This is a genomic window from Psychrobacillus sp. FSL K6-1267, from assembly GCF_038003265.1.
GTDB lineage: Bacteria > Bacillota > Bacilli > Bacillales_A > Planococcaceae > Psychrobacillus > Psychrobacillus faecigallinarum.
Genome location: NZ_JBBOOR010000001.1, coordinates 2,458,806 through 2,481,950 on the forward strand (window position 1 = coordinate 2,458,806; position 23,145 = coordinate 2,481,950).

At 37.6% G+C, this 23,145-nt stretch carries 23 protein-coding genes and 1 other annotated feature; of the genes, 2 read left to right on the forward strand and 21 right to left on the reverse strand.

Going from position 1 to position 23,145, the window contains the following annotated elements:
• Positions 1-22: 22 nt before the first annotated feature.
• The 5 genes from MHB55_RS12570 to MHB55_RS12590 all read right to left on the reverse strand — a co-directional run bounded on the left by MHB55_RS12570 (position 23) and on the right by MHB55_RS12590 (position 8,166).
• Positions 23-2,215 (reverse strand): RelA/SpoT family protein, encoded by a 2,193-nt coding sequence (locus tag MHB55_RS12570; RefSeq protein ID WP_144535758.1) that lies wholly within the window; start codon positions 2,213-2,215, stop codon positions 23-25.
• 152 nt (positions 2,216-2,367) lie between these two features.
• A complete protein-coding gene (locus MHB55_RS12575) occupies positions 2,368-2,880 on the reverse strand; it encodes an adenine phosphoribosyltransferase (protein WP_144535756.1) in 513 nt (170 codons plus the stop codon).
• Positions 2,871-5,228: a single-stranded-DNA-specific exonuclease RecJ gene (recJ, locus tag MHB55_RS12580; protein WP_340863372.1), complete on the reverse strand. Its 2,358-nt coding sequence runs from the start codon at positions 5,226-5,228 to the stop codon at positions 2,871-2,873. The genes MHB55_RS12575 and recJ overlap by 10 nt, the downstream gene beginning before the upstream one ends.
• A 200-nt stretch (positions 5,229-5,428) precedes the next feature.
• Positions 5,429-7,699 (reverse strand): protein translocase subunit SecDF, encoded by a 2,271-nt coding sequence (secDF, locus tag MHB55_RS12585; RefSeq protein WP_154310595.1) that lies wholly within the window; start codon positions 7,697-7,699, stop codon positions 5,429-5,431.
• Positions 7,700-7,851: 152 nt separating this feature from the next.
• Entirely contained in the window at positions 7,852-8,166 is a 315-nt protein-coding gene (locus MHB55_RS12590; RefSeq protein ID WP_144535750.1) for a post-transcriptional regulator, read from the reverse strand.
• A 91-nt stretch (positions 8,167-8,257) separates the two neighbouring features.
• Between MHB55_RS12590 and MHB55_RS12595 the strand changes: the two genes are divergently transcribed.
• Entirely contained in the window at positions 8,258-9,784 is a 1,527-nt protein-coding gene (locus MHB55_RS12595) for an oligosaccharide flippase family protein (RefSeq protein WP_144535748.1), read from the forward strand.
• A 392-nt stretch (positions 9,785-10,176) separates the two neighbouring features.
• Here the strand turns inward: MHB55_RS12595 and MHB55_RS12600 are convergent, their stop codons facing one another.
• From MHB55_RS12600 to MHB55_RS12635, 8 genes are all read right to left on the reverse strand, one after another.
• Positions 10,177-10,815, reverse strand: a complete 639-nt coding sequence (locus MHB55_RS12600) for a DUF421 domain-containing protein (protein ID WP_151109356.1) — start codon at positions 10,813-10,815, stop codon at positions 10,177-10,179.
• 70 nt (positions 10,816-10,885) lie between these two features.
• Complete coding sequence (yajC, locus tag MHB55_RS12605; protein WP_225321660.1) at positions 10,886-11,152, reverse strand: preprotein translocase subunit YajC; 267 nt, start codon at positions 11,150-11,152, stop codon at positions 10,886-10,888.
• 42 nt (positions 11,153-11,194) lie between these two features.
• Positions 11,195-12,334: a tRNA guanosine(34) transglycosylase Tgt gene (gene tgt / locus MHB55_RS12610; protein WP_151109354.1), complete on the reverse strand. Its 1,140-nt coding sequence runs from the start codon at positions 12,332-12,334 to the stop codon at positions 11,195-11,197.
• Positions 12,335-13,375, reverse strand: a complete 1,041-nt coding sequence (queA, locus tag MHB55_RS12615; protein WP_151109352.1) for a tRNA preQ1(34) S-adenosylmethionine ribosyltransferase-isomerase QueA — start codon at positions 13,373-13,375, stop codon at positions 12,335-12,337.
• Positions 13,376-13,393: 18 nt separating this feature from the next.
• The gene (ruvB, locus tag MHB55_RS12620) at positions 13,394-14,404 is read right to left on the reverse strand and encodes a Holliday junction branch migration DNA helicase RuvB (RefSeq protein ID WP_151109350.1); all 1,011 of its coding nucleotides are present in this window, start codon (positions 14,402-14,404) and stop codon (positions 13,394-13,396) included.
• Between the two features lie 17 nt (positions 14,405-14,421).
• Entirely contained in the window at positions 14,422-15,042 is a 621-nt protein-coding gene (ruvA, locus tag MHB55_RS12625) for a Holliday junction branch migration protein RuvA (RefSeq protein WP_340863373.1), read from the reverse strand.
• A gap of 91 nt (positions 15,043-15,133) precedes the next feature.
• On the reverse strand, positions 15,134-15,982 hold the full coding sequence (locus tag MHB55_RS12630; protein ID WP_154310591.1) for a hypothetical protein: 849 nt from the start codon (positions 15,980-15,982) through the stop codon (positions 15,134-15,136).
• 2 nt (positions 15,983-15,984) lie between these two features.
• Positions 15,985-17,205: a LysM peptidoglycan-binding domain-containing protein gene (locus MHB55_RS12635; RefSeq protein ID WP_340863374.1), complete on the reverse strand. Its 1,221-nt coding sequence runs from the start codon at positions 17,203-17,205 to the stop codon at positions 15,985-15,987.
• Between the two features lie 137 nt (positions 17,206-17,342).
• Between MHB55_RS12635 and MHB55_RS12640 the strand changes: the two genes are divergently transcribed.
• Positions 17,343-17,879 (forward strand): transcription repressor NadR, encoded by a 537-nt coding sequence (locus MHB55_RS12640; RefSeq protein WP_154310589.1) that lies wholly within the window; start codon positions 17,343-17,345, stop codon positions 17,877-17,879.
• A 313-nt stretch (positions 17,880-18,192) separates the two neighbouring features.
• Here the strand turns inward: MHB55_RS12640 and pheA are convergent, their stop codons facing one another.
• The 8 genes from pheA to MHB55_RS12680 form a co-directional block, all read right to left on the reverse strand.
• Positions 18,193-19,071, reverse strand: a complete 879-nt coding sequence (gene pheA, locus MHB55_RS12645) for a prephenate dehydratase (RefSeq protein WP_340863375.1) — start codon at positions 19,069-19,071, stop codon at positions 18,193-18,195.
• 13 nt (positions 19,072-19,084) lie between these two features.
• Positions 19,085-19,540 (reverse strand): ACT domain-containing protein, encoded by a 456-nt coding sequence (locus MHB55_RS12650; RefSeq protein ID WP_144535730.1) that lies wholly within the window; start codon positions 19,538-19,540, stop codon positions 19,085-19,087.
• Positions 19,541-19,555: 15 nt separating this feature from the next.
• Positions 19,556-20,845 carry a GTPase ObgE gene (gene obgE, locus MHB55_RS12655; RefSeq protein WP_154310587.1) on the reverse strand — a complete coding sequence of 430 codons (1,290 nt, stop codon included), beginning with the start codon at positions 20,843-20,845 and terminating at the stop codon, positions 19,556-19,558.
• Between the two features lie 5 nt (positions 20,846-20,850).
• On the reverse strand, positions 20,851-21,384 hold the full coding sequence (locus tag MHB55_RS12660) for a Spo0B domain-containing protein (protein ID WP_151109340.1): 534 nt from the start codon (positions 21,382-21,384) through the stop codon (positions 20,851-20,853).
• A 139-nt stretch (positions 21,385-21,523) separates the two neighbouring features.
• Positions 21,524-21,814, reverse strand: a complete 291-nt coding sequence (gene rpmA, locus MHB55_RS12665) for a 50S ribosomal protein L27 (RefSeq protein ID WP_144535725.1) — start codon at positions 21,812-21,814, stop codon at positions 21,524-21,526.
• Between the two features lie 12 nt (positions 21,815-21,826).
• Positions 21,827-22,162, reverse strand: coding sequence for a ribosomal-processing cysteine protease Prp (locus tag MHB55_RS12670; protein WP_144535724.1), 336 nt, complete (start codon positions 22,160-22,162; stop codon positions 21,827-21,829).
• Between the two features lies 1 nt (position 22,163).
• The gene (gene rplU / locus MHB55_RS12675; RefSeq protein ID WP_142538629.1) at positions 22,164-22,472 is read right to left on the reverse strand and encodes a 50S ribosomal protein L21; all 309 of its coding nucleotides are present in this window, start codon (positions 22,470-22,472) and stop codon (positions 22,164-22,166) included.
• Positions 22,473-22,486: 14 nt separating this feature from the next.
• Positions 22,487-22,567, reverse strand: a sequence feature (ribosomal protein L21 leader region).
• A gap of 51 nt (positions 22,568-22,618) precedes the next feature.
• Entirely contained in the window at positions 22,619-23,137 is a 519-nt protein-coding gene (locus tag MHB55_RS12680) for a metalloprotease (protein ID WP_154310585.1), read from the reverse strand.
• Positions 23,138-23,145 lie beyond the last annotated feature (8 nt).

Here is a 23,145-nt window from a genome sequence, read left to right on the forward strand (position 1 = left end):
TAATAATACGCTGTTGTTAGCTTTAATTAATAATACGCTGAACAGAGTACACATCTGGCAGCTGCTTAATACGATCTACCACTTTATGAAGATGAGCAATATTAGAAATAAGAATAGACAGATGAATGGAGGCAATATCATTATCCGATTTGCCACTTACTGCAACAATATTCGTTTTAGATTCGTTTACTACTTGAAGAACTTCATTAAGAAGACCTGTCCGATCAAATGCAGACACTTCTATATGAACTTGGTAATCCTTCTTGGTAGGTGAATCAGTTTGCTCCCATTCAACCTCTATAATGCGTGAATGAGCATTGTCATTTTGGACATTCGGACAATCTGCTCGGTGAACAGATACACCTCTCCCTTTGGTTATAAATCCAACAATAGCGTCCCCAGGAACGGGGCTGCAGCAACGAGAAAGTCGTATTAGAAGGTTGTCTATCCCCTTGACGACTACTCCTGATTCTGTCGTTTTCTTGGTAGGTGGAGTGTTCATTTCTGTATTAATTTTTTCTAACGCTTCCTCTTGGTCGCGTATTTTTCTCATTTTTTCTGCTAATCGGTTAACGACTTGCTGGGCGGTAATTCCATTAAAGCCCACAGCGGCATATAAGTCCTCTTCCCCAGCAAATGCATATTTTTCACAAACTCGTTTGATATTTTCGAGAGTCAAGACCTCTTTTATTTCAAATTCCTGTGCCTTGATTTCTTTTTCAATTGACTCTTTACCTTTGATAATGTTTTCTTCTCTAAGCTGTTTTTTAAAGAATTGCTTAATCTTGTTTTTTGCTTGAGAGGATTGAGCAATTTTAATCCAGTCTCTGCTCGGACCAAAGGACTGCTTAGAGGTCAGAACCTCTATAATATCTCCTGTTTTTAGCTTTGTATCTAAAGGAACCATTTTTCCGTTTACCTTAGCACCAATTGTTTTATTGCCAACTTCCGAATGTACTCGGTAAGCAAAATCAATAGGAACAGAACTAGCAGGTAATTCGATGACGTCCCCCTTAGGGGTAAAAACGTAGACCATATCTGAGAACAAATCAAATTTCAGAGATTCCATAAACTCTTCTGCGTTGGATGACTCTTGTTGAAACTCAAGTATCTCCCTAAACCATGTAAGTTTTGAATCTATTGTTTGCTTACCAGTCTCCACCTTCTTGCCCTCTTTGTAGGCCCAGTGTGCAGCAACCCCATACTCAGCAATATTATGCATTTCCTCTGTACGGATCTGAACCTCTAATGGCTCTCCATTAGGGCCAATTACTGTAGTGTGTAAGGATTGGTATAGGTTCTGCTTTGGCATCGCAATATAATCTTTAAACCTACCTGGCATTGGCTTCCAAAGCGTATGAATCACACCTAAAACCGCATAGCAGTCTTTAATGCTATTGACGATGATTCGCATTGCTAGTAAATCATAGATTTCATTGAATTGTTTGTTTTGGACTACCATTTTTCGATAGATGCTGTATATATGCTTTGGTCTTCCGGATATATCAGCATCTACCTCCATCTCGTCCAACTGTTTACAAATATCATTCATTACATCTTTTAAGTATGATTCACGCTCCGTGCGTTTTTTCTTCATGAAATTGACAATTCTATAATACTGCTGCGGATTCAAGTATCGTAAAGCTGTATCCTCTAATTCCCATTTCACTGCGGATATCCCTAAACGATGAGCAAGTGGTGCAAAAATCTCTAGCGTCTCATTTGAAATTCTACGTTGTTTTTCTTCGGGTAAATGCTTTAAAGTACGCATATTATGTAAACGGTCAGCAAGTTTAATCAGGATGATCCGAATATCTTGCGCCATTGCTATGAACATCTTGCGATGATTTTCTGCCTGTTGTTCTTCTTTAGACATATATTTAATTTTACCTAGCTTGGTCACTCCTTCAACCAAAAGAGCAACTTCTTCGTTAAACTCTCGAACAATATCATCTCTTGTATACTCGGTATCCTCTACTACATCATGCAAAAAGCCAGCAGCAACAGTCTCCGGATCCATTTGAAGATCAGCAAGAATACCTGCTACTTGTATGGGATGAAGAATATACGGTTCGCCAGAATTACGAAATTGTTCTCGATGGGCATGTTCTGCTAACTCGTATGCTTTTTTAACGAAGTCAACATGTTCCTTATTCATATAAGTAGAAAGTGTTTCAAAAACATCTTCTGCTGTCTTCACCTGATCTTTTGCCATGCTAACTCACCTGTTTTCGTTATTTTTCAAAAATAGTATATAGGCTATATTTTATAAAAAAAAAGAGGGACTTGTAAAGTCCACCCTTAAACTGTATAGTCGATTACTTTCTTATTATACACAAATTATGTCTATATAGAAAATGAATAATATTAGTATTGCATTAACGTACGAATATTGTAGTCTTTTAATTTGTCGCGTCCTTCTAAATAAGACAATTCTATTAAGAATGCACAACCAACCACTACACCGCCAAGTTCTTCTACTAACTTAATCGTTGCTTCAATCGTTCCACCTGTTGCAAGTAAATCATCTACAATAAGTACACGCTGACCAGGTTTAATTGCATCCTTATGCATAGTTAAAACATCTTTCCCATATTCTAATCCGTATTCAGCACGAATTACTTCCCGAGGGAGCTTGCCTTCCTTACGAACTGGTGCAAAACCTATGCCTAAAGCATAAGCAACAGGGCATCCAATGATGAATCCACGTGCTTCTGGTCCAACAATAATATCTGCATCCACTTCTTTTGCATATTCAACAATTTGGTCAGTCGCATATTTGTATGCTTCTCCATTGTCCATAATTGTTGTAATATCCTTGAATCGAATACCTGGTTTAGGCCAGTCTTCTACAATTGTTACATATTTCTTTAAATCCATTTTTGCTCCTCCTCAGGAACGGTTTGTGCTGCTCTTCGCTCTTCAAACCATTGTTTCAGCTCTTTATATGGTGCATACAAAAGCTTTTGCTCTAAACTTATCTGCTTTGTACGCTGTTGATAGGCTGGCGCTTCAGATAAATCTCTTTTAGGGAGATTTTCATTCAATACCAATGTGCCACCCTCTATTCTAACAAAATTTAACTCAAAAAACACCTTTGACATAAAATTTATTGTGTTTGGACTCCATCCAGTATGTTTGGATAGTTCGTGAATATGCTGTTTTAAAGCAAAATTTTTCCTTTTAGCAATGAAAGAAAAATACCATTTAAATTGTTCTCGGGTTGGTAATCCTTCAAAATAAGTAGACTCGTTTGCAAAAAAGTGAGCATAAATTCGTTGCCAATCATGGTGTTCTAACAAGTTTATTAAATCTTGCTCCTCTATTGGTAGATCTAGTAAACAAATACAATCGGAAACAATGCCTTCTTCTATTACGTTATCGTGAAACCATATTTTGCCAGAAAAAATAGATTCAAAATGAGCTAAAGATTCCTTGTTAAAGCAGACAAAGGTAGTATTTCCCTCTGGTATAGTAGGCAGCCATCTATTCACCTGGCGGATGCCTCTTATATCAAACAACTGCCACTGATTCGTTTTTGCATCTTGAATCATAAGCTGTGGTTTTTTTCGCCCATTCCACTCGTTGATTTGCAAGTCTCCAATAAAGGATAATTTGGTTGCCGGTGCTATCTCATCAGCAAGATCACCTTTTCCAAATCCGATAGCGTCTAACAAAACAGCACCCTGCATTAGCTCCATCTTCACATGGTTTTGGGCAGAGCCAATTTTCCTTACTGAGTTCACTTCTATATTTTCTAAACAATATACAGGTTTAGCAAAGCCCATTCCAAAAGGAGAAAGCATTTGAATGGATTGAATGGATTCCGTGGATATTTCATGCATTTCCAGTGGCACATCAATTGATACAACAGGTATTAATTGTTCCTCAGTCAGGCACGCCGTCGCTTGTTCATTAAGTCTGTTTCTAAATTCTTCTACATGTTCGAGAGGGAAGGTCATACCTGCTGCCATCGGATGACCACCAAAATGAGTTACTATATCGCTATTCTTAGCTAGCTCATTGTACATATGAAATCCTTCGATGCTACGTGCAGAACCTTTAGCAATTTGTTTTTCTACGTCTAACCCAAGAACTATGGAAGGACGATAATATTTTTCCACTAATTTTGACGCAACAATTCCTAATACGCCAGGATTCCATCCCTCTTTACCAACTACAATAACACTTGGACCTTTTAAGTCTAAGTTTTGTTGTTCGATTAATTCAATCGCTTCATCCGTGATTTGCTTTACAATAGCTTGTCGTTCTTTATTTTTATCGTTCAACATATTAGCTAGAGCAAGTGCTTTATTCGGTTCTTCTGTTAAAAACAACTCAACTCCCGGGAAAGCTTCTCCAAGACGCCCTACAGCATTGATACGCGGTCCAAAAGCGAAACCGATAGTTTCCTCATTTATCGCGCTTGTTTCAACTCCACTTACATTTGCCAAAGCCTCAATTGCAATAGAATCATTTTTCTTCATCTGCTTAATACCCTGCTGGACAAAATAACGATTCTCACCCTTTAACGATACGAGATCGGCAATTGTCCCAATGGCTACTAGGTAAAATAATTCTTTCGGTATTTCACCTAGTAATGCATGAGCAACTTTAAATGCCACCCCTACACCAGCCAAATGCGAGAAAGGATATTTTGTATCTTGTAAACCAGGGTGAATAATTACATCTGCCTTGGGAAGCACCTCACCAGGTTCATGGTGATCCGTTACTATTACATCCATTCCTAAGTTTTTAGCAAACTGAATTTGCTGTATGCCGGATATTCCATTGTCTACTGTAATAATAAGCTTGACCCCTTCATCAAAGGCCTGTTGGAATAAGCGCTCGCTTGGTCCATAACCATCTATAAATCTGTTAGGAATTTTAAAGATAACATCTGCACCCATAGCTTCCAATGTTTTCATCATGATAGTTGTGCTTGTTATTCCATCTGCATCATAGTCACCGTATATCATAATTCTTTCTCCAGCATCTATCGCTTGATGGACTCTTTGAACCAGTTTTTCCATCCCTTCAAAGAGAAAAGGATCATGAACGTTATCTTCAGTAATATATATAAAGCTTTTAGCTTCCTCTACGCTATTAAACCCTCTAGATACTAGTACTTTAGCACAGACTCTTGGAATCGTAAGTTCTTGTTCAAAGGTTGTAACCAAATCATCATTAGGTCTAGAGATTCTCCATCTTTTTTGAGATTGTATCATTTTATTTCACTTCCTTAAGTTTTATTATAACGTAAAAACCTGGAGGGATTAATATTTTTACTTTAACAAAAGTGTCTGAGTAACTAACACTTCAAAGTCAGTCTATCTTTTTCCAATAGCCTAGAATTCTACATAAATCATTTGCTTCCATATTAAAAAGAAAAAAAGAGCAGAGAATGAATACTCTGCTCTTTTTACTGTTATACCACAGGCTCGTCTGAACCCCATTTTTTCTCTTCTTTTTCTACTTTTATACCACCTGTTTTACGAAGCTCTTTGGCTTTTAGATCAAACCATAATTGAGTTGCGATAAATAGTGATGAATACGTCCCTGCAACTAAACCGATCAATAATGCAATAGAGAAGTTTCTAATACCTTCTGCACCAAACAATAATAGTGCCACTACTACAAGAACAACGGTTAACACAGTATTTACTGACCGTCCTAATGTTTGACGAAGTGATTTATTTACAATTGTCGCAAGCTCTTCCTCCGTAGTAATTGCTTTACTACGGTGAAGATTTTCTCGAATTCGGTCAAACGTTACAATTGTATCGTTAATCGAGTAACCTACAATCGTTAATACAGCTGCTATAAATGTAATGTCGACTTCTAAACGTAGAATGCTAAATATCGCAATCATTAAGAATGCATCATGTAATAAGGAAATAATAGCAGCAACACCCATGCGCCACTCAAATCGGAACGCCACATAAATTACAATTCCAATAGCAGCGAATAGCAAGGCTTTCATTGCATTTGCTGCAAGTTCCTTACCAACCGTAGATGAAACAGTACTTACTTGTGGCTCTGCACCAAATTGTTCGTTTATATCTGCTTTTAAAGTCTTAATTTCTTCTTGAGAAAATTCGTCTTTATATCGAACGACAGCTCCATCAGCATTTTCTCCTGAAATTACAATATCCTCAGTAGATAACCCGATAGAATCCAATTTCTCCGATACTATTTCCTGAGTTAATGGAGTATTTGACTCAATTTGAACGCGTGTACCAGATGAAAAATCAATTCCAAGATTCAGTTTAAATACACTTAAAATAACAATCCCTGCTACCGTTAACACAATTGAAGCGATATAGAAAATTTTACGATTATGAACAAAATCTATACGATCAAACTTTGTTGTTAAATCTAATGTATCCACTTCTTCTTCAGGAGCATGAATACGTTTTTTCGGAATCCCAAACCAACCTGGTTTATTGTCAAAGTACCCACTATGCACTAAAAGACCTAATAAAATACGTGAAGCCCAAACAGCTGTAATGAATACAACCAATATACTAATGATTAAAAGCGTTGCAAAACCTTTTACTGAGCTTGTACCAAAATAGAATAATACGACTGCAGCTAAAAGCGTTGTGATATTAGCATCAAAGATAGCAGTAAATGATTCCTTTGCTCCGCTTTCAAAAGATTTCTTCACTGACTTACCTACACGCAACTCTTCCCTTATACGTTCATAGGTAAGAATGTTGGCATCAACCGCCATACCTACCCCGAGAACAATTGCTGCGATACCTGGCAGCGTAAGTACCCCATTAATCCAATCAAAAACTACTAAGATTAAGAAAATATAAACAACCAATGAAATTACCGCAATAAGACCTGGAAGGCGATAATAGAAAATCATAAACAAGAATATAGCTGAAACACCAATGATACTTGCTAGAATTGTGCTATCCAATGCCTGTTCACCGAATTGAGCTCCAACAGAAGTTGAGTAAATTTCGGTAAGCTTAACCGGAAGTGCTCCTGCATTTAGAATTCCCGCAAGGTTTTTAGTTTCATCCACCGAAAATGCTCCAGAGATTTCTACGCTTTCTGAACTGATTCTTTGCGTAACACGAGGGTTGGAAATGAATTTTTGTTCTTCCTTCAACACCTCAGCAGCGTAGGAGTCAACTCCTTCTTCAAAATCTAACCAAATAACTAACACATTGTCAGGTGCTGGTTTAGCAGCTATTTGTTCAGTTACTTCTGCAAATTTATTTGCATCCTTTAATTCTAATGTAACAATCGGTTGTCCTTGTTGATTAAAGGCAGATTTTGCTCCGCCTTCTTTTAAGTCCATACCATCTAGCATGATATTATCTTCTGAGTCTCGGAAAGACAGATTAGCCTGAGTAGAAAGTAATTCCCGCGCTGATTCCTGATTTTCTACTCCAGCGAGCTGAACCCTAATTCTATTTCCGTCTTCAATCTGAATACTAGGCTCACTTACACCTAGAACATCAATTCTGCTTGTAAGAGCAGATGCAGTATCAGCTACTACTTCCTCTGTGATTTTTTGTCCCTCGTTGAGTTCATCTACTTGATAAAGAACTTCAAATCCACCTTGTAAGTCTAGACCTAATTTAATATTGTTTAATACTCCACTAACTGTCGGGCTTATAGTCCCGGCAAAAATCACTAGAAGCAGTAGAAACGCAACTATGCGTCCTCTTGTTTTCATATGTACTTCCTCCTAAAAATAACCACAGACTTCCTTCGTCAGAAAGACTATTGCTAAAAACAATTACGTAATATTCTATCTGTTTTAATTCCAAAAAATGCAACATGTTTATTATGAAACACGATACCCCTTACTGTCAAATGACTCTTTGCTTATTTTTCCTCTGTTTGAGGATTCAATAAGATTTGTAATTCTTCTTGATTGATTTCCGAGAACCAATTAGATGTTCGAGAATTTTCAATTTGTTCGTAGGTCATATACTCGGCAGGTGTTATGGAAAGAACGTCATTAACAATCTTATGAAGAGATAAGGAAAGAACATCTAGCTTTCTCCATTTCTTTTCTACACAATACTTCCAAATATCTGCTTCTGTTACAGTTTCGTACTGATAAACTTTAAACTCACTCTTTTTGCTCTCTAGAGCAGGTAGTACGTGTGTATAGATATGATTGTATGAGTTTTCCAAAATACTGCACCTCTTTATAGAATAATGTGGTAAGTAGCTTGCATATTATTATTGTAAACGAAGTTCCTGTATTTGAGAAGGAAGTGTTTAATTGTCAACCTATTTAAGAGGGTCTATTGTATTAATGTTTGCCATTTTTTTGTCCAAGTTCCTAGGTTTTATTTATCGTATGCAATTTGTTCGATTGACGGGAGAAGAGGCTGTTGGAATTTACAGCACGGCTTATCCAGCATTCATATTCTTTCTTTCGCTGATCCAACTGGGCATACCTATAGCTATTACTAAAATAGTAGCAGAGTTACGAACGAGGAACGCTATTTCAGAGTACTTTACCGTTATGAGAACATCCGTAATTGTCACAGTAGTCTCTATGATAGCTTTTACTCCCCTCTTTATCTTTGTTACTCCTCTAATTTCTAGTAACTTGCTAAAGAACGATGCTATTACAATGACTCTCTATGTTTCAATTGCAATTGTCCCTATTGCTGCAGCAGGTGGAATTCTTAGGGGATTCTTGCAAGGTATTGCGAGACTTGAAGAAACAGCAATAGCCCAACTTATTGAACAGATTGTGCGTATTTTACTGATTACCTTTGCATTACCATTGTTTTTAACTTCCTCAACTCCACAGGAAGCTGCTGCTTACGCCATGTTCTTAGCCTTATTAGCAGAGGCCGCTTCTTTACTTTATCTGAAGTGGAGATATAACAAATGGAAGAAAAGCCAGACGTATAAGAAATCTAAAAAAGCATATCCCTTATCACCATTATTTGCAATTGCACTGCCTTCCTCGGGCAGTAAGCTTTTTGGATCGTTCACTTGGTTTTTAGAGCCTATCATTTTTATTAAAGCTTTAGCCATTACTGGAATTAGTGCCGTAGCCGCTACAACTCTTTATGGTGTCATCTCCGGTGTTTTAGTTCCTTTGTTGCTCTTCCCATCATTCATACCTTTTGCCTTGTCTATCGTCCTTATACCAGCTGTTAGCGACGCCTATGCAAGGAAAAATTATAGCTTATTAAAAGAGAGAATACATCTTTCATTAAAGTTCTCTACTTTAACTGGTTGTTATGCAGCTACGTTATTCTATCTACATGGAGGCGAACTTGTCTATGAATTGTTTCATGTAGAAAACGCAACAGTTTATATGAAAATACTTGCACCGATATTTTTCTTTTACTATATTCAAAGCCCACTCTTCTCCATCCTACAGGCGTTGAATAGTTCGAACAGTGCTTTTTTAAACTCTCTGTATGGTGGAGTAGGGAAATTATTATTATTGTTTTTCCTTGCCTCTCAGGTATCCATTCAAGAAAAGGGAGCAATTGTCGCGATAGGATTTGGTGTTCTCATCACTTCGTTTTTACATATCGCTTCACTTAAAGAAAAGAAAGAAGCCCAAATCGGATTCTCTTTCTTTGCATTGCCATATGTAGTTTTTATCGCCACTATTATTACCCGTCCAATGGTAATATCCATAGGGAGTCAGCCATTAATAGTAGATTGTTTGATAACTTTGGTTTACTTAACTATTGGTCTATTGCTATTTGGACAAATTAAACGAAAAGAAGTTAGTGTCATCTTTAAAATTGCAAAAACAACTAAAAATAAATTTTAATATAAATAAATTATGAAGTGACTAAGAAGAATCTGGGACAAAACCCACCTTAGAAATTTAATAGTCCTGGAAATTTACCGATTAGTAAATTTTCTGGACTTTTTTTCTGCTCATAGTCAATGTTCTCCGCTACAGCGGACGCTTTCCTGGGTGGGGACACGGAACGAGCCCGTAGTCTCTCCCACGCGCTTGTCCCCTAGGAGTCGCCGCCTTCGCTCCGAAAAACTAGAATTTTCTAGGATATCAAGTGAAAACTGTACATAATTTCAGGCACTACAAAACAAAATTCACTCAGAATGAAGTATCCTCTTGTTTAAATATTATAACAAGAATCTACTCACAACATTTTTACGTAGCATGAATCTACTTATGTCCCAGCCTCTTCTATCTTTTTAAAATGATGTCTTTAATTGAATATATAGTTCATCGTCCTCATAGCTACAATAAAACACCTTGGTGGGATCCAAAATCATTTTCTTTTCAAGCTCTTCTAGTAACCATTCCTTACTTTTACCAATTCGTGTAAGGTGTTCTAGTTGTATATCGCCATCAGTAATCAAAGGGAAAATAAATTGTTCCTCATCCTTCTTAAAAACAGATAAGTTTCCAGAGGGCTCTAAGAACGCATAGGAAACCGAACGGATAGAGCCTATTTGTTGCTCCCGAAGCTGTTGAAGCAAATCGTCCATATTATATCTTTGTTTCCTCATCTCTTTTTCAACAATAATTCCATCCTTCATAATAATAGAGGGATGGCCTTCCATCATATCTCTAAATTTTTTACTTTTTAAGGAAGTATAAGAAGCAATTAACTGAATGATCAATAACGTCAACATTGGTAGTAAAGCATGCATAAATTCACTTCTTGGATCATCTATTGCTATTGCTCCAACTTCAGCTATCAATAAAAAGACGACTAAGTCAAAAATACTCAACTCACCGACTTCTCTTTTTCCCATCATTCTTAATATAGCTAGTATGATCCAATATAATGCTATCGTACGGAAAATAATAATGAGAATCTCGTTCACAAAATTCACCTCACTATTAGATTGCCCATAAAAAAAGAACTTACTCCTAAGAGTAAGCTCTTTATTTTTTTTAGATTGTTGAATCCGTTACAACTCGTCCAACTGCAACGCGTTCAAATTGTAAACGCGTACCATCTGCTACTACTACAAAAATAGTTTGGTCATCCACTGCATCTACTTTTCCGTGTAATCCACCAACAGTGATAATATGATCTCCACGCTTTAGATTGCTTTGCATTTCAGCTGTAGTTTTCTGTCTCTTTTGCGCTGGTCGAATGATAAAGAACCACATTACGACGAACATAGCAATAATTGGTAATAAACCTACTAAATCCACTAATATTTCCCCTCCTTTTCCTCTTTATACAGTATACAAGAATCAGAAGTTTTTTGCATTTGGTTTGTTGTACCCATACTCTTCAAAAAACTCTTCTTTAAAATCAAGCAGTCTATCTTCTCTAATTGCCTGGCGAACATTCTCCATTAATTTCATTAAAAAATGTAGATTATGATAAGAAGCTAAACGCAATCCAAAGGTTTCATCTGCTTTAAATAAATGACGAATGTATGCTCGAGAATAGTTTTTACAAGTATAGCAATCGCACTTCTCATCTATTGGGCCAAAATCTCGAGCAAATTTTGCTCCCTTAATTACTAGACGTCCTTTATGTGTAAAGAAAGTACCATTACGAGCAATTCGGGTTGGTAATACACAGTCAAACATATCCACTCCACGAATAGAGCCGTCAATAAGTGAGTCTGGTGAACCGACTCCCATTAAGTATCGAGGCTTGTCCTCAGGCATTAAAGGAGTAGTAAAATCAAGAACACGGTTCATGACATCCTTTGGTTCACCTACAGACAATCCACCAATCGCATATCCCGGGAAGTCTAATGACACTAAGTCTTTAGCAGATTGTTTACGAAGCTCCTCATATTCTCCACCTTGAATAATACCAAATAAGCCCTGTTTTTCGGTATTCGTATGTGCAGTTAAGCAACGCTCTGCCCAACGAGATGTACGCTCTACTGAAGCTTTCATGTATTCAAAGGTAGCTGGATAAGGCGGACACTCATCAAAAGCCATCATAATGTCCGAACCTAGTGCATTTTGAATCTCCATTGACTTTTCTGGGCTTAAAAATAGCTTGTCCCCATTTAAGTGATTACGGAAATGTACCCCTTCTTCTTCTATTTTGCGCATATCGCTTAAACTAAATACTTGGAAGCCCCCTGAATCTGTTAAAATTGCACGGTCCCAATTCATAAATTTGTGCAAACCACCAGCTTCACGAATAATATCGTGGCCAGGACGAAGCCATAGATGATAAGTATTGCTTAAGATGATACCCGCATCCATTTCTTTGATATCTTCGGGCGCCATTGTTTTAACAGTAGCTTGTGTACCAACCGGCATAAATGTCGGTGTTTCAAACGATCCATGTGGAGTGTGTACAATACCAAGACGAGCACCTGTTTGTTTATCTTTTTTTATTAACTCATACGTAATTGCTGCCATTTAATAATTCCTTCCTTTTATGAACATCGCATCTCCAAAGCTAAAGAAACGATAACGTTGCTCGATAGCTTCTTGGTATGCAGATAGTATAAATTCTTTTGATGTTAAAGCACTCACTAGCATTACAAGGGTAGACTTTGGTAAATGGAAGTTAGTGATCATTCCATCAATACATTTAAATTCATAGCCTGGATAAATGAATATAGATGTCCAACCACTATCCTCTTGAAGAATACCATTAAATCTAGTAGCAACAGTTTCAAGTGTTCTAGTGGAAGTTGTACCCACCGCAACGATCTTTCCACCAGCTGCCTTCACTCCATTGATTAAATCTGCTGTTTCCTTTGTGATACGGTAAAATTCCGCATGCATTTCATGATCATCAATGGAATCCACACTTACTGGTCGGAATGTGCCCAAACCAACATGAAGTGTCACAAAAGCAATGTTAACACCTTTTTCTTTTATTGCTTCCAATAATTCCGTTGTAAAATGAAGTCCAGCTGTTGGTGCTGCTGCTGAACCCTGTTCCTTTGCGTAAACTGTTTGATAACGATCCTTATCATCTAGCTTTTCATGGATATAAGGTGGTAGTGGCATTTCTCCAAGCTTGTCCAATACCTCAAAAAATACTCCATCATATTCAAAACGGAAAATTCTTCCTCCGTGATCCTTTAAACCTGTACATACAGCTGTCAACAAGCCTTCTCCAAATACAATTTTTGTACCAATTTTTACTCGTTTTGCTGGTTTGACAAGTGTTTCCCACTCATCACCCTCCATTTGAGTCAATAATAGTACTTCAATATTTGCTCCTGTGTCCTCTTTGACGCCCATTAAACGAGCCGGCATAACCTTCGTATCATTTAAAACTAGGCAATCACCCTCATTCAATTCATCAATAATCATGGCAAAGCTTTTGTGTTCAAGCTTATTATTTGGATAGTCCGTTATTAAAAGTTTACTACTCGTGCGATCAGCTAATGGTGTTTGTGCAATTAACTCTTCTGGTAATTCAAAATCAAAATCTTCTACTCTCATTAATAAGTACTTCCTTTTTTAGTTGTTTGTATCAGTTGGCAATGGTATTCCTAAGTGTTCATATGCTAGTGGAGTCACAATTCTTCCACGTGGAGATCGTTGAATAAAACCAATTTGCATTAAATATGGCTCATATACATCCTCTATTGTAGTAGATTCTTCTCCTATGCTAGCTGCAATCGTATCTAATCCAACTGGACCACCTCTAAAACGCTCAATCATTGCGTTCATGAGTTTATGATCTATATGATCCAAACCTAGTGGATCCACTTGTAATAACTCTAATGCATCTTTCGCAATACTTAAAGTAATTTTACCATTTCCTCTAACTTGCGCATAATCCCTCACCCGTTTTAGCAAACGATTGGCAATACGAGGAGTCCCTCTTGAGCGACGAGCAATTTCTCCCGCAGATTCATGATCGATTGTAGCGTTAAATAGCTCTGCACTTCTTACAACAATCGCAGTTAGCGCCTCTTCATCGTAGTAATCTAAACGAAGCAGTACTCCAAACCTGTCACGGAGCGGAGCAGATAATGCACCTGCTCTTGTCGTTGCTCCCACTAATGTAAAAGGTGGTAGATCTAAGCGTACACTTCTGGCAGCCGGCCCTTTCCCTACAACGATGTCTAAGCAAAAATCTTCCATAGCAGGATAAAGTACTTCTTCAATAGAACGATTTAATCGATGAATCTCATCGATGAATAGTACATCGCCCGGCTCAAGCGAACTAACTATCGCAGCTAAATCACCCGGTCGCTCAATAGCTGGACCGCTTGTCATCCGCATTTGTACATCCATTTCGTTTGCGATAACTGCGGCAAGTGTAGTTTTACCAAGTCCAGGAGGTCCATATAGAAGACAATGATCCAGACTCTCATTTCTCATTTTTGCCGCTTCGATAAAAATACTCAGGTTATGCTTTATTTTATCCTGTCCAATATATTGTGATAATAACTGTGGACGAAGTGATTGCTCAAATGGCTCATCATATGGAGAAACATCACTGGAAATCACACGTTCTGTCATTCAAAGCCCCTCCTTTCTTATTTACCTGAAAATAATAGCTGCAATCCTTTTTTCATAAATTCGTCCGTTGTATGTAAATCATTATTTGACTTAAGTAATGGGCGTATTTTTGAAAGCTCCCGTTCAGAGTATCCTAGTGCTGTTAGAGCTAGAATAGCTTCTTCCAATTCATGATCCGATTCATTTTCAACAAATAGGCCAGGTTCGTCATCATCGAATTCCATTAACTCAATATCGATTAAGTCATTTAGCTTTCCTTTTAAGTCTAATATCATTTGTCTTGCTGTTTTTTTACCTACTCCAGGGAATTTAACTAAAAATGATTCATCTTCCCTTTCTATTGCTTGAATTACATGAGTAGGCTCTCCACTTGCAAGTATTGCAAGTGCTCCCTTAGGACCTATACCAGAAACAAGTATTAACTTTCGGAACAGCTCTCTCTGTGCAAGTGTAGGAAAACCCATTAACTGCTGAGCATCTTCTCTAATATGAAGATAAGTAAAAACTTGTATTATCTCTTCACTTTTTCTAAATGCATATGGGTTTGGCGTAAACAATTGATAGCCAATGCCCTGTTGCTCTAAAACAACATATTCAGGAGTCACTCTAGTGACCTGCCCTTTTATGTAATCATACATACTTTGCTTCCCACCATTTCCATACAATCATTATAGCATATCAAACAAAGAGGGCCGCCCATAGCTTGAGCGACCATCCTCCATTAAACTATTATAGCTGACTTAAATTATAGCATAAACTAGGCCAATTTGTTAAAGCTTTGTTCGTATACGGAATAAGCTGGTTAATAAACTTTTGTTTCCTCTCGCCGGGCAAGGCAAACGCATACAACCATTCTCTATACAATTCATTTGGGTACATGATTGCTTCTTTATATTTTGCAATAATTTTCTCTAACTCAGGAAACTCGTTTAGGAACAATTCAAGATCATACTCCATTTCAGGCAAAACCCGGTGAATCCAAAGGATGTACTCCGTCTCCTTAGGTCCTAACACCGCCAAGTCAAAATCAATTATTTTATAAGTAAAGTCATTTGCTAAAAAGTTATGATGTACGACATCCCCATGCAATAGTGTCGGATTCTTCATACTAAATGGTCGAATGTTTTGAAGTGCCATATCCCCATATTGCACTAGCAATTTTGTCTTATTAAAACCAATATAGGATTCTATAAAAGGAGCTATTTCATCTACTTTTAGAAATCTAGTTTGCCACTTAGAAATTAAATTAAAAGGATAAAGTAAATTACTCTTCTCCCATTCAATCTTTTTTCTAGTGCTATGCATTCTCTTAAGTAAAGAATAAGTCTCAGATCTATCCTTTTTGTCTTTATAACTCACTGTTCGATTATTTTTAAACCACGGCTGAATTATATAATCCTGCTGTGTTGAAGGAATTATAGGTAAGACAAAAGGTTTTTCTAATCGATATAGCTCCTCATGGATATAACGAATTTTTGCAGCTTGCTCTCCCGAAGTGTATTTTTTTACAGAAAAAACACCATCTTCGTTTTTCCACTTCCATACATTTTTCTTTATCTGCTTTATATAAGTATCCACATTTAAAAGTGCTGATGCGGATATGGTGGACACGGATATACATGTTGATAATATGGTTGTGGAGGGCAAGGATAACCACCGTGATACGGATTATGACTATACATTTGTGGCTGAGCATAGTTCATATGTGAATCTCCACATGATGCACATGGGGTTTGCTCAAAATGTGGTTGAATGTATGCCTGTTGAACATTCTGCTGTTGATATTGCTGAAAATGATCATTTTGCATATACTCGTTAGCCATTTCTAGAGCAGAAGAAGGTTCCTCCACCATCATTTCTGTCATCTGCGTCTCTAGAGTCTCTACAGCCGGCATACGAGGATGACTAGGCATAACACTGTACTCTACCTGTTCTTCTACATCTATATTGGAAGATTCGATAAGCATCCAACTATTTGGTGAAGGCATTTCATATTCTGGCGATGGCATCATTTGCATTGGAGCAAAATGGGTTGGTTGAATAGCCATTGGTTGATTTTGCTGCATATAATGCATCGGGTGAACGTGTGCACATGGATCCGGCGGACATGGCATAGGTGGACAAGGCATTGGCGGGCAAGGCACAGGGTACATAATAGGATGCTGCATTGGTGGACATGGAACAGGTATTAGCTTAGGCTGAACTGGTTGAATTTGAATTGGTTGTACGGGCTTAGGCTGCGGTTTTACCTCCGGTTTTGCTTGAGGTACTGGCTTTGGCGCTGGTTGTGGCACAGGAACTGGTTTTGGTACTGGTACTGGTTTTGGTTGCGGTGCTGGTTTAGTTTCATGTACTATTATCGGGATTGGTACAGGTACGGGGACAGGTATCGACTTTTGTATAATTTTTTCTTTTGGAGCAGGTACACTTGGCTGAATTGGTGGCATTGGTTGTGCAGGTTGGGCTTTTGGTATAGGGGCAGCTTTTGGTGTAGGGGCAGCTTTTGGAATTGGTTGCGCTTTTGGTATTGGCTGAGCCTTTTGAATTTGTTTAAGGTTGCCATCGTATGGCTGAGCTGTTCCATCACCCATCATCCCCTTCTTGTTTGGGCGATTCTCCCCATAAGGATGTACCATACTTTCTGTCTTCCTTGCTTCTGGTATGAAGATTTTCATTCCTGGTACAATATATTCGGGATTAGCTAAATGAGCATTTATCTTTTTTAAATCATCAAAAGAAACTCCATACTCTCTTGATATTTTCCAAAGGGTATCACCCTTTTTAACAATATGAATTTGCACAGTCTTCCTCCTTCCTTCACCTTAAAATATGTGTAACAACAAAAATTGGTCACAGATTTTAAAACATTGATAGTTCCCTTCATGATAAACTTATGAATAGCAACTATACTGTTATGCAAGGTTGGAGGAATTTACTTATGAAAAAATTAAAAGGGGCAGAGCGTAGAACTTGGATCTGTTCTTATCTCAAGGAACAAGACCAACCTATTAAAGGTTCTGAGCTTGCTAAATTAGCAAATGTGAGTAGACAGGTAATAGTAAACGATATTACCCTGCTGAAGGCCACCAATCATCCTATTATGTCTACTAACCAAGGGTACATTTTATTACCTAACCGCGAAGACTTTGGTTCTGTCCAAAAAAGCGTAGTATGTATCCATAAATCAGAGGAGACTGAGGAGGAGTTATTAACATTAGTAGATGCTGGCGTTACAGTAGAAAATGTAACTGTAGAACACCCAGTATACGGCGAAATTACCTCATCTATTATGGTTTCCAATCGACATGATGTGGAATTATTTTTAAAAAAAGTACGAGAAACAGAAGCTTCCTTTTTACTAGAGCTAACTTCAGGGGTTCACATTCATCGGTTATCTGCCCCAAGTGAGGAGATATTAGAAAGAGGAATAGAGGCTATTCGAAAAAAAGGGTATATAATGGATGAGCAAAATTAAAGGGTAGTTGAAGCCTCTTAAAGTGCCCACTATATTTTTGCCTTAAAACAATTAAGAACACAGTAAAGTTTCTAAATTAGTTTGGTTTAGGGGCTTTTTATTTTTGAAAAATGAAACCTCAACATTTGAAAATCTATACTTACTTGATTGATACGTATACTTTTCATGAATATTTCGTTGGTTACTTTGCCGCATTCTATTCGCAAAGAGCAATATCCAACATTTTTTTGTGTATTAAACAAGAATGCCATGAACAGAGAGTTCATGGCATTCTTAACATATAAAATTTCTGGTCTATTAAATAAAGGGTAATTTATTCAGCGGGTACTTCCGCTTTTGTTTCGTATGTATAATAGGAGCCAAGTGATTTAACCTCACAACCTAAAGCCTTCAACTCTTCAATTGCCCCTATCATCATTGGAGCTTTCTCATCTTCGAGCACGTCTATGATGAAAAAATATTGTCCGAGTCCGGTTTTTAAAGGTCGAGATTCGATTTTACTCAAGTTAAGCTGACGCCATGCAAATACAGAAAGGACTTGATGAAGAGCTCCTGATCGATCATCTTTTGGTAGTGTGATCATTACAGTAGTTTTAACCTGTCCATTATGTCCTTTGGTTTCTATACATCTTTTCTTTTTCGAAAGCACGAAGAACCGAGTATGGTTAAAATGAAAATCATGAATATTATGTTCAACGATTTTTAAATCATATTCAGCTGCTGCGGATGTATTTGCGATTGCAGCAATACATTCATCTGCTCGTTCCGAAACATACTTTGCTGCTGCTGCAGTTGAGGAAGATTGCTCTAAAGGCACCTTACCAAATCGATAGTATAAATATTTGTGGCATTGAGCCAATGCATGTGGATGGGAATAAATGGTTGAGATTTTTTCCCATTTTTCCATATTATTTGGATGAACCATCAAATGCTGAGCAATCGGTGACAAAATTTCTGCAATTACGTTTACTTCAGCTTCATGAAATAAATAATCTATCGTTAAAGGCACGGTGCCCTCTAAAGCATTTTCAAGTGGAACAACTGCCACCTCAACCTGTCCGTTACTAACCATTTCAATACACTCTGGAATTGTTCGTATTGGTAGTAAACAATCTGTTGGAAATAACGCCTGTGTTGCTAAGTGAGTAAAAGAAGCCTCCGGTCCAAGGTAGGCAATCTGTAAATTTGTCAAAACCATACACTCCTTACAAAGCACCAGAGCTAATTACCTCTGCTGATTCTACAAAGTCTAGTCGCTTCATTTCGTTTATAAACTCGTCCAATTCCTTATTCATGGCAGTCACATCCAATGATAACGTGACACTAGCTCTTCCTTGAATTGGAATTGTCTGGTGAATCGTCAATACATTGCATGTAGAATCTGCCACTAAGGAAAGTAGTCGCGCAAGCGTTCCTTCTCGATCTTCTAGCTGTAAAAAAACAGTTAAGATTCTTTCTTGTACAATCGAATGGAACGGAAAAACCGCGTCACGATATTTATAAAAAGCACTACGAGACAAATCTACTTCTTTCACTGCATCCCAAATCGAGGAAACTTTCCCCGATTGAAGAAGATGCTTTGCTTCTAAAGTTTTTTGCATTGCTTCTGTCAGCACATCTTCTCTAACAAGATAAAAGCGCTGGCTTGTAACATCCTTCATGCGGTTCCCTTCCTCCTATTCGATAAATTCAAACTCGAATTGTAGTAATCGTACAGTATCTCCGTCCTTCGCTCCACGTTCACGAAGTGCATCGTCGATACCCATACCACGTAACTGTCTAGAGAATCTACGAATAGAGTCTTCTCGACTGAAATCAGTCATTTTAAACAATCTTTCTACAGTTCCGCCAGATAATACAAATGCCCCGTCATCGTCTCTTGAGATAACAAAGTCATCCTTAGAAGCCTCATGTTTGTACATTACAGATGTCTCTGTCTCTTCTTCTTGCATGTGCTCTAATGGATATTCAGGTGCATCTTCTAAAATATCTGCTATTGCAAATAGTAATTCTTGCAAGCCTTGACGAGATACAGCTGAGATAGGGAATATCTTTACATCCTTCCCTACTTTCTCTTTAAATAGCTCAAGGTTTTCTTCTGCCTCTGGCATATCCATTTTATTTGCTACAATAATCTGTGGTCTTTCTGTTAAACGAAGATTATATTGTTTTAACTCTTCATTGATTGTAACGTAGTCCTCGTAAGGTTCGCGGCCTTCCATGCCAGACATATCAATGACATGAACAATAACTCTCGTGCGCTCTATATGACGAAGGAATTGATGTCCTAGTCCAACGCCTTCATGTGCTCCTTCGATAAGCCCTGGTAGATCTGCCATTACAAAGCTTCGATGATCTTCCGTTTCAACCAAGCCTAAGTTCGGTACAATTGTTGTAAAGTGATAAGAAGCAATTTTAGGTTTAGCTGCTGATACTACAGATAATAATGTAGACTTACCTACACTTGGGAATCCAACAAGTCCAACGTCCGCTAAAACCTTTAACTCTAATGTTACATTTAATTCATTACCTGGCTCACCTTTTTCAGAAAGCTCTGGTGCTGGATTTGCTGGAGTTGCAAAACGTGAATTCCCACGTCCTCCACGACCACCTTTGGCAATAACTGCTTGTTGTCCATGCTCTACAAGGTCTGCAATAACTTGTCCAGTTTCTTCATTCATAACTATTGTGCCAGGAGGAACTTTTACGATTAAATCATCCGCATTTGCTCCGTGCATATTTTTACTTCCACCGTGAACTCCACGATTTGCTTTAAAATGACGTTTATATCGGAAGTCCATTAGTGTGCGCAGTCCCTCATCTACTTCAAAGACTACATCTCCACCATTACCTCCGTCACCACCAGCGGGGCCACCCATTGGGACATACTTTTCTCGACGGAAACCAACCATACCATCTCCGCCGTCACCGCCTTTTACATACACCTTAACGTGATCGACAAACATTTATTTCACTCCAATCTTTCCTTTGCAACCAACTTAAATTGCAGGTTTCCTTCTCTGTTGCTTAGTCTTTCCATGTTAAATAATTCATTTCCTGAATCGTCTATCCAAGAATAAGGAGTCCAATCTCCTTGAACCTCAATTAAAATCTCTAGTAATTCAGTCGAACTGATATGAACTTTTAGTATTTGTTCCTGATATCCTTGTAGTCGTGGATAAATAGATTGTACAAATTGATCCAATATACCATTTAAAGCAGTGTCATACTTTTTGGCACCGTATTTTTCTATAGTTGTTTGGACCTCTAATGTCATATGACCATACGTTATCGGAAACGTCTGCAGCCATTCATTCGTCTTTAACAATCCTATGTTGTTTAAATCGAAGAATTGAGCGCACTTCTGTGAATACATACGAATTAATTGCTTAGCCTCTTCTTGTCTACCCATATCCAAATTCATTTGAATCAAATGCATATTGTTTAAATAATCATGCATAGAATGACGAAGTACTTCATTAATTGATATATTTTTAGGATTCATATTAGTATACACGCTCCAACGTTTACTATCCTTTCTAGTATAACAGGAAAGGAATTATTTTGCGTAGAACGAAGAATACTTTTTAACTATTTTTAAAAATAAAAAAGGACTGCATAAATGCAGTCCTCTTATTTGTAAATTAAGCTTCTTGAGCTACAGGATATACACTTACTTTTTTCTTGTCGCGGCCGAAACGCTCAAAGCGTACTACACCGTCAACTTTCGCGAAAAGTGTGTCATCTCCACCACGGCCAACGTTTTCACCTGGGTGAATTTTTGTACCGCGTTGACGGAATAAAATTGATCCGCCTGATACGAATTGTCCATCAGCACGTTTAGCGCCAAGACGTTTCGATTGAGAGTCACGACCATTTTTAGTCGAACCTACTCCTTTTTTCGATGCGAAAAACTGAAGATCTAATCTTAACATATGTTCCACCTCCTACTTTTTGAAGGTTATTTTTATATACTTAGCGTAATCTTGCTCAATCGTTTGTAAAGATACAATCATTGACTCCAATATCAACTGCATACTCGCAGCTTTTTCAGAGCTTTCAATGCTAGGTACTTCAACGTATAAATACCCTCCGTCACCCTTTTGCTTAATAATAGGTGTAATTTTTGTAAGTGAGATGATGGCATTTACTGCACCAAACGATACAGCAGTAGCACCAGCACATACTAAATCCTTCCCATGCTCGGCAAAATCAGCATGTCCCTTCATTTCAAAGGAATGAATAAGACCTGATTGATCTCTTGTAACAGTCACTTTAATCATATTATAAGCTAATAGATTCTACTACTAATTTAGTGTATGGTTGACGGTGACCTTGTTTTTTACGATAGTTCTTTTTAGCTTTGTATTTGAAAACGATGATTTTTTTAGCTTTGCCGTTTTTTACAACTTTCGCTGTAACTTTAGCACCTTCCACGAATGGAGCACCAACTTTAACATCATTTCCACCTACGAATAATACTTTATCAAAAGTTACAACTTCATCAGCATTTACATCTAATTTTTCAATGTAGATTTCTTGCCCTTGTTCAACTTTGATTTGTTTACCACCAGTTTCAATAATTGCGTACATTTACCTGCACCTCCTCTTAGACTAAGACTCGCCTTCCAAAAGGTGATTCAGTAGACTGAATACTTAAAACCTTTTCAGAGCGGTTGTAGCAACGGGTGCTGCTACAAACAATAACATTAAAATGTTAACACATATAAAAAATCGAGTCAAGCATTTTTCGTAATACGATCAAATGCTAGCTTGTACCTTCTAAATCTCCAAAAAGATAAATTTTGTAATGCTATAAATAAAAAGATTAGCGAGACAAATAATCCTTTAGGAAAATAGTACAAACTTGTATAAAAAATTAGCAAACTGATCAATAAGGAAAAACTGATTAACTCGATATAAAGGTTTGGAAATAATGAATTAATTACTCGCCCTCCGTCAAGAGGATATATCGGAAGTAGATTTAAGCAAAGAATAACTAGCTGAGTATAGGTTAACAGCTCTACTTGTGGAAAATCGACTACCTTACTTACCAGTAGAACCACCAAAGTAAAGAAAGGTCCTCCTAAAATAACTATAAGCTGTTCTCTTTTTCCCCACTTTCCAAATTGCTCAATCTTTATCTCCCCACCATAGGGAAGTATAGTACAGGACGTAACCCTTCCTCCAACTGCTTTTGCCGCAACTAGGTGGCCTAGCTCATGAATGATTAAGGATCCAAAAACAATTGCATACACTGCAATCT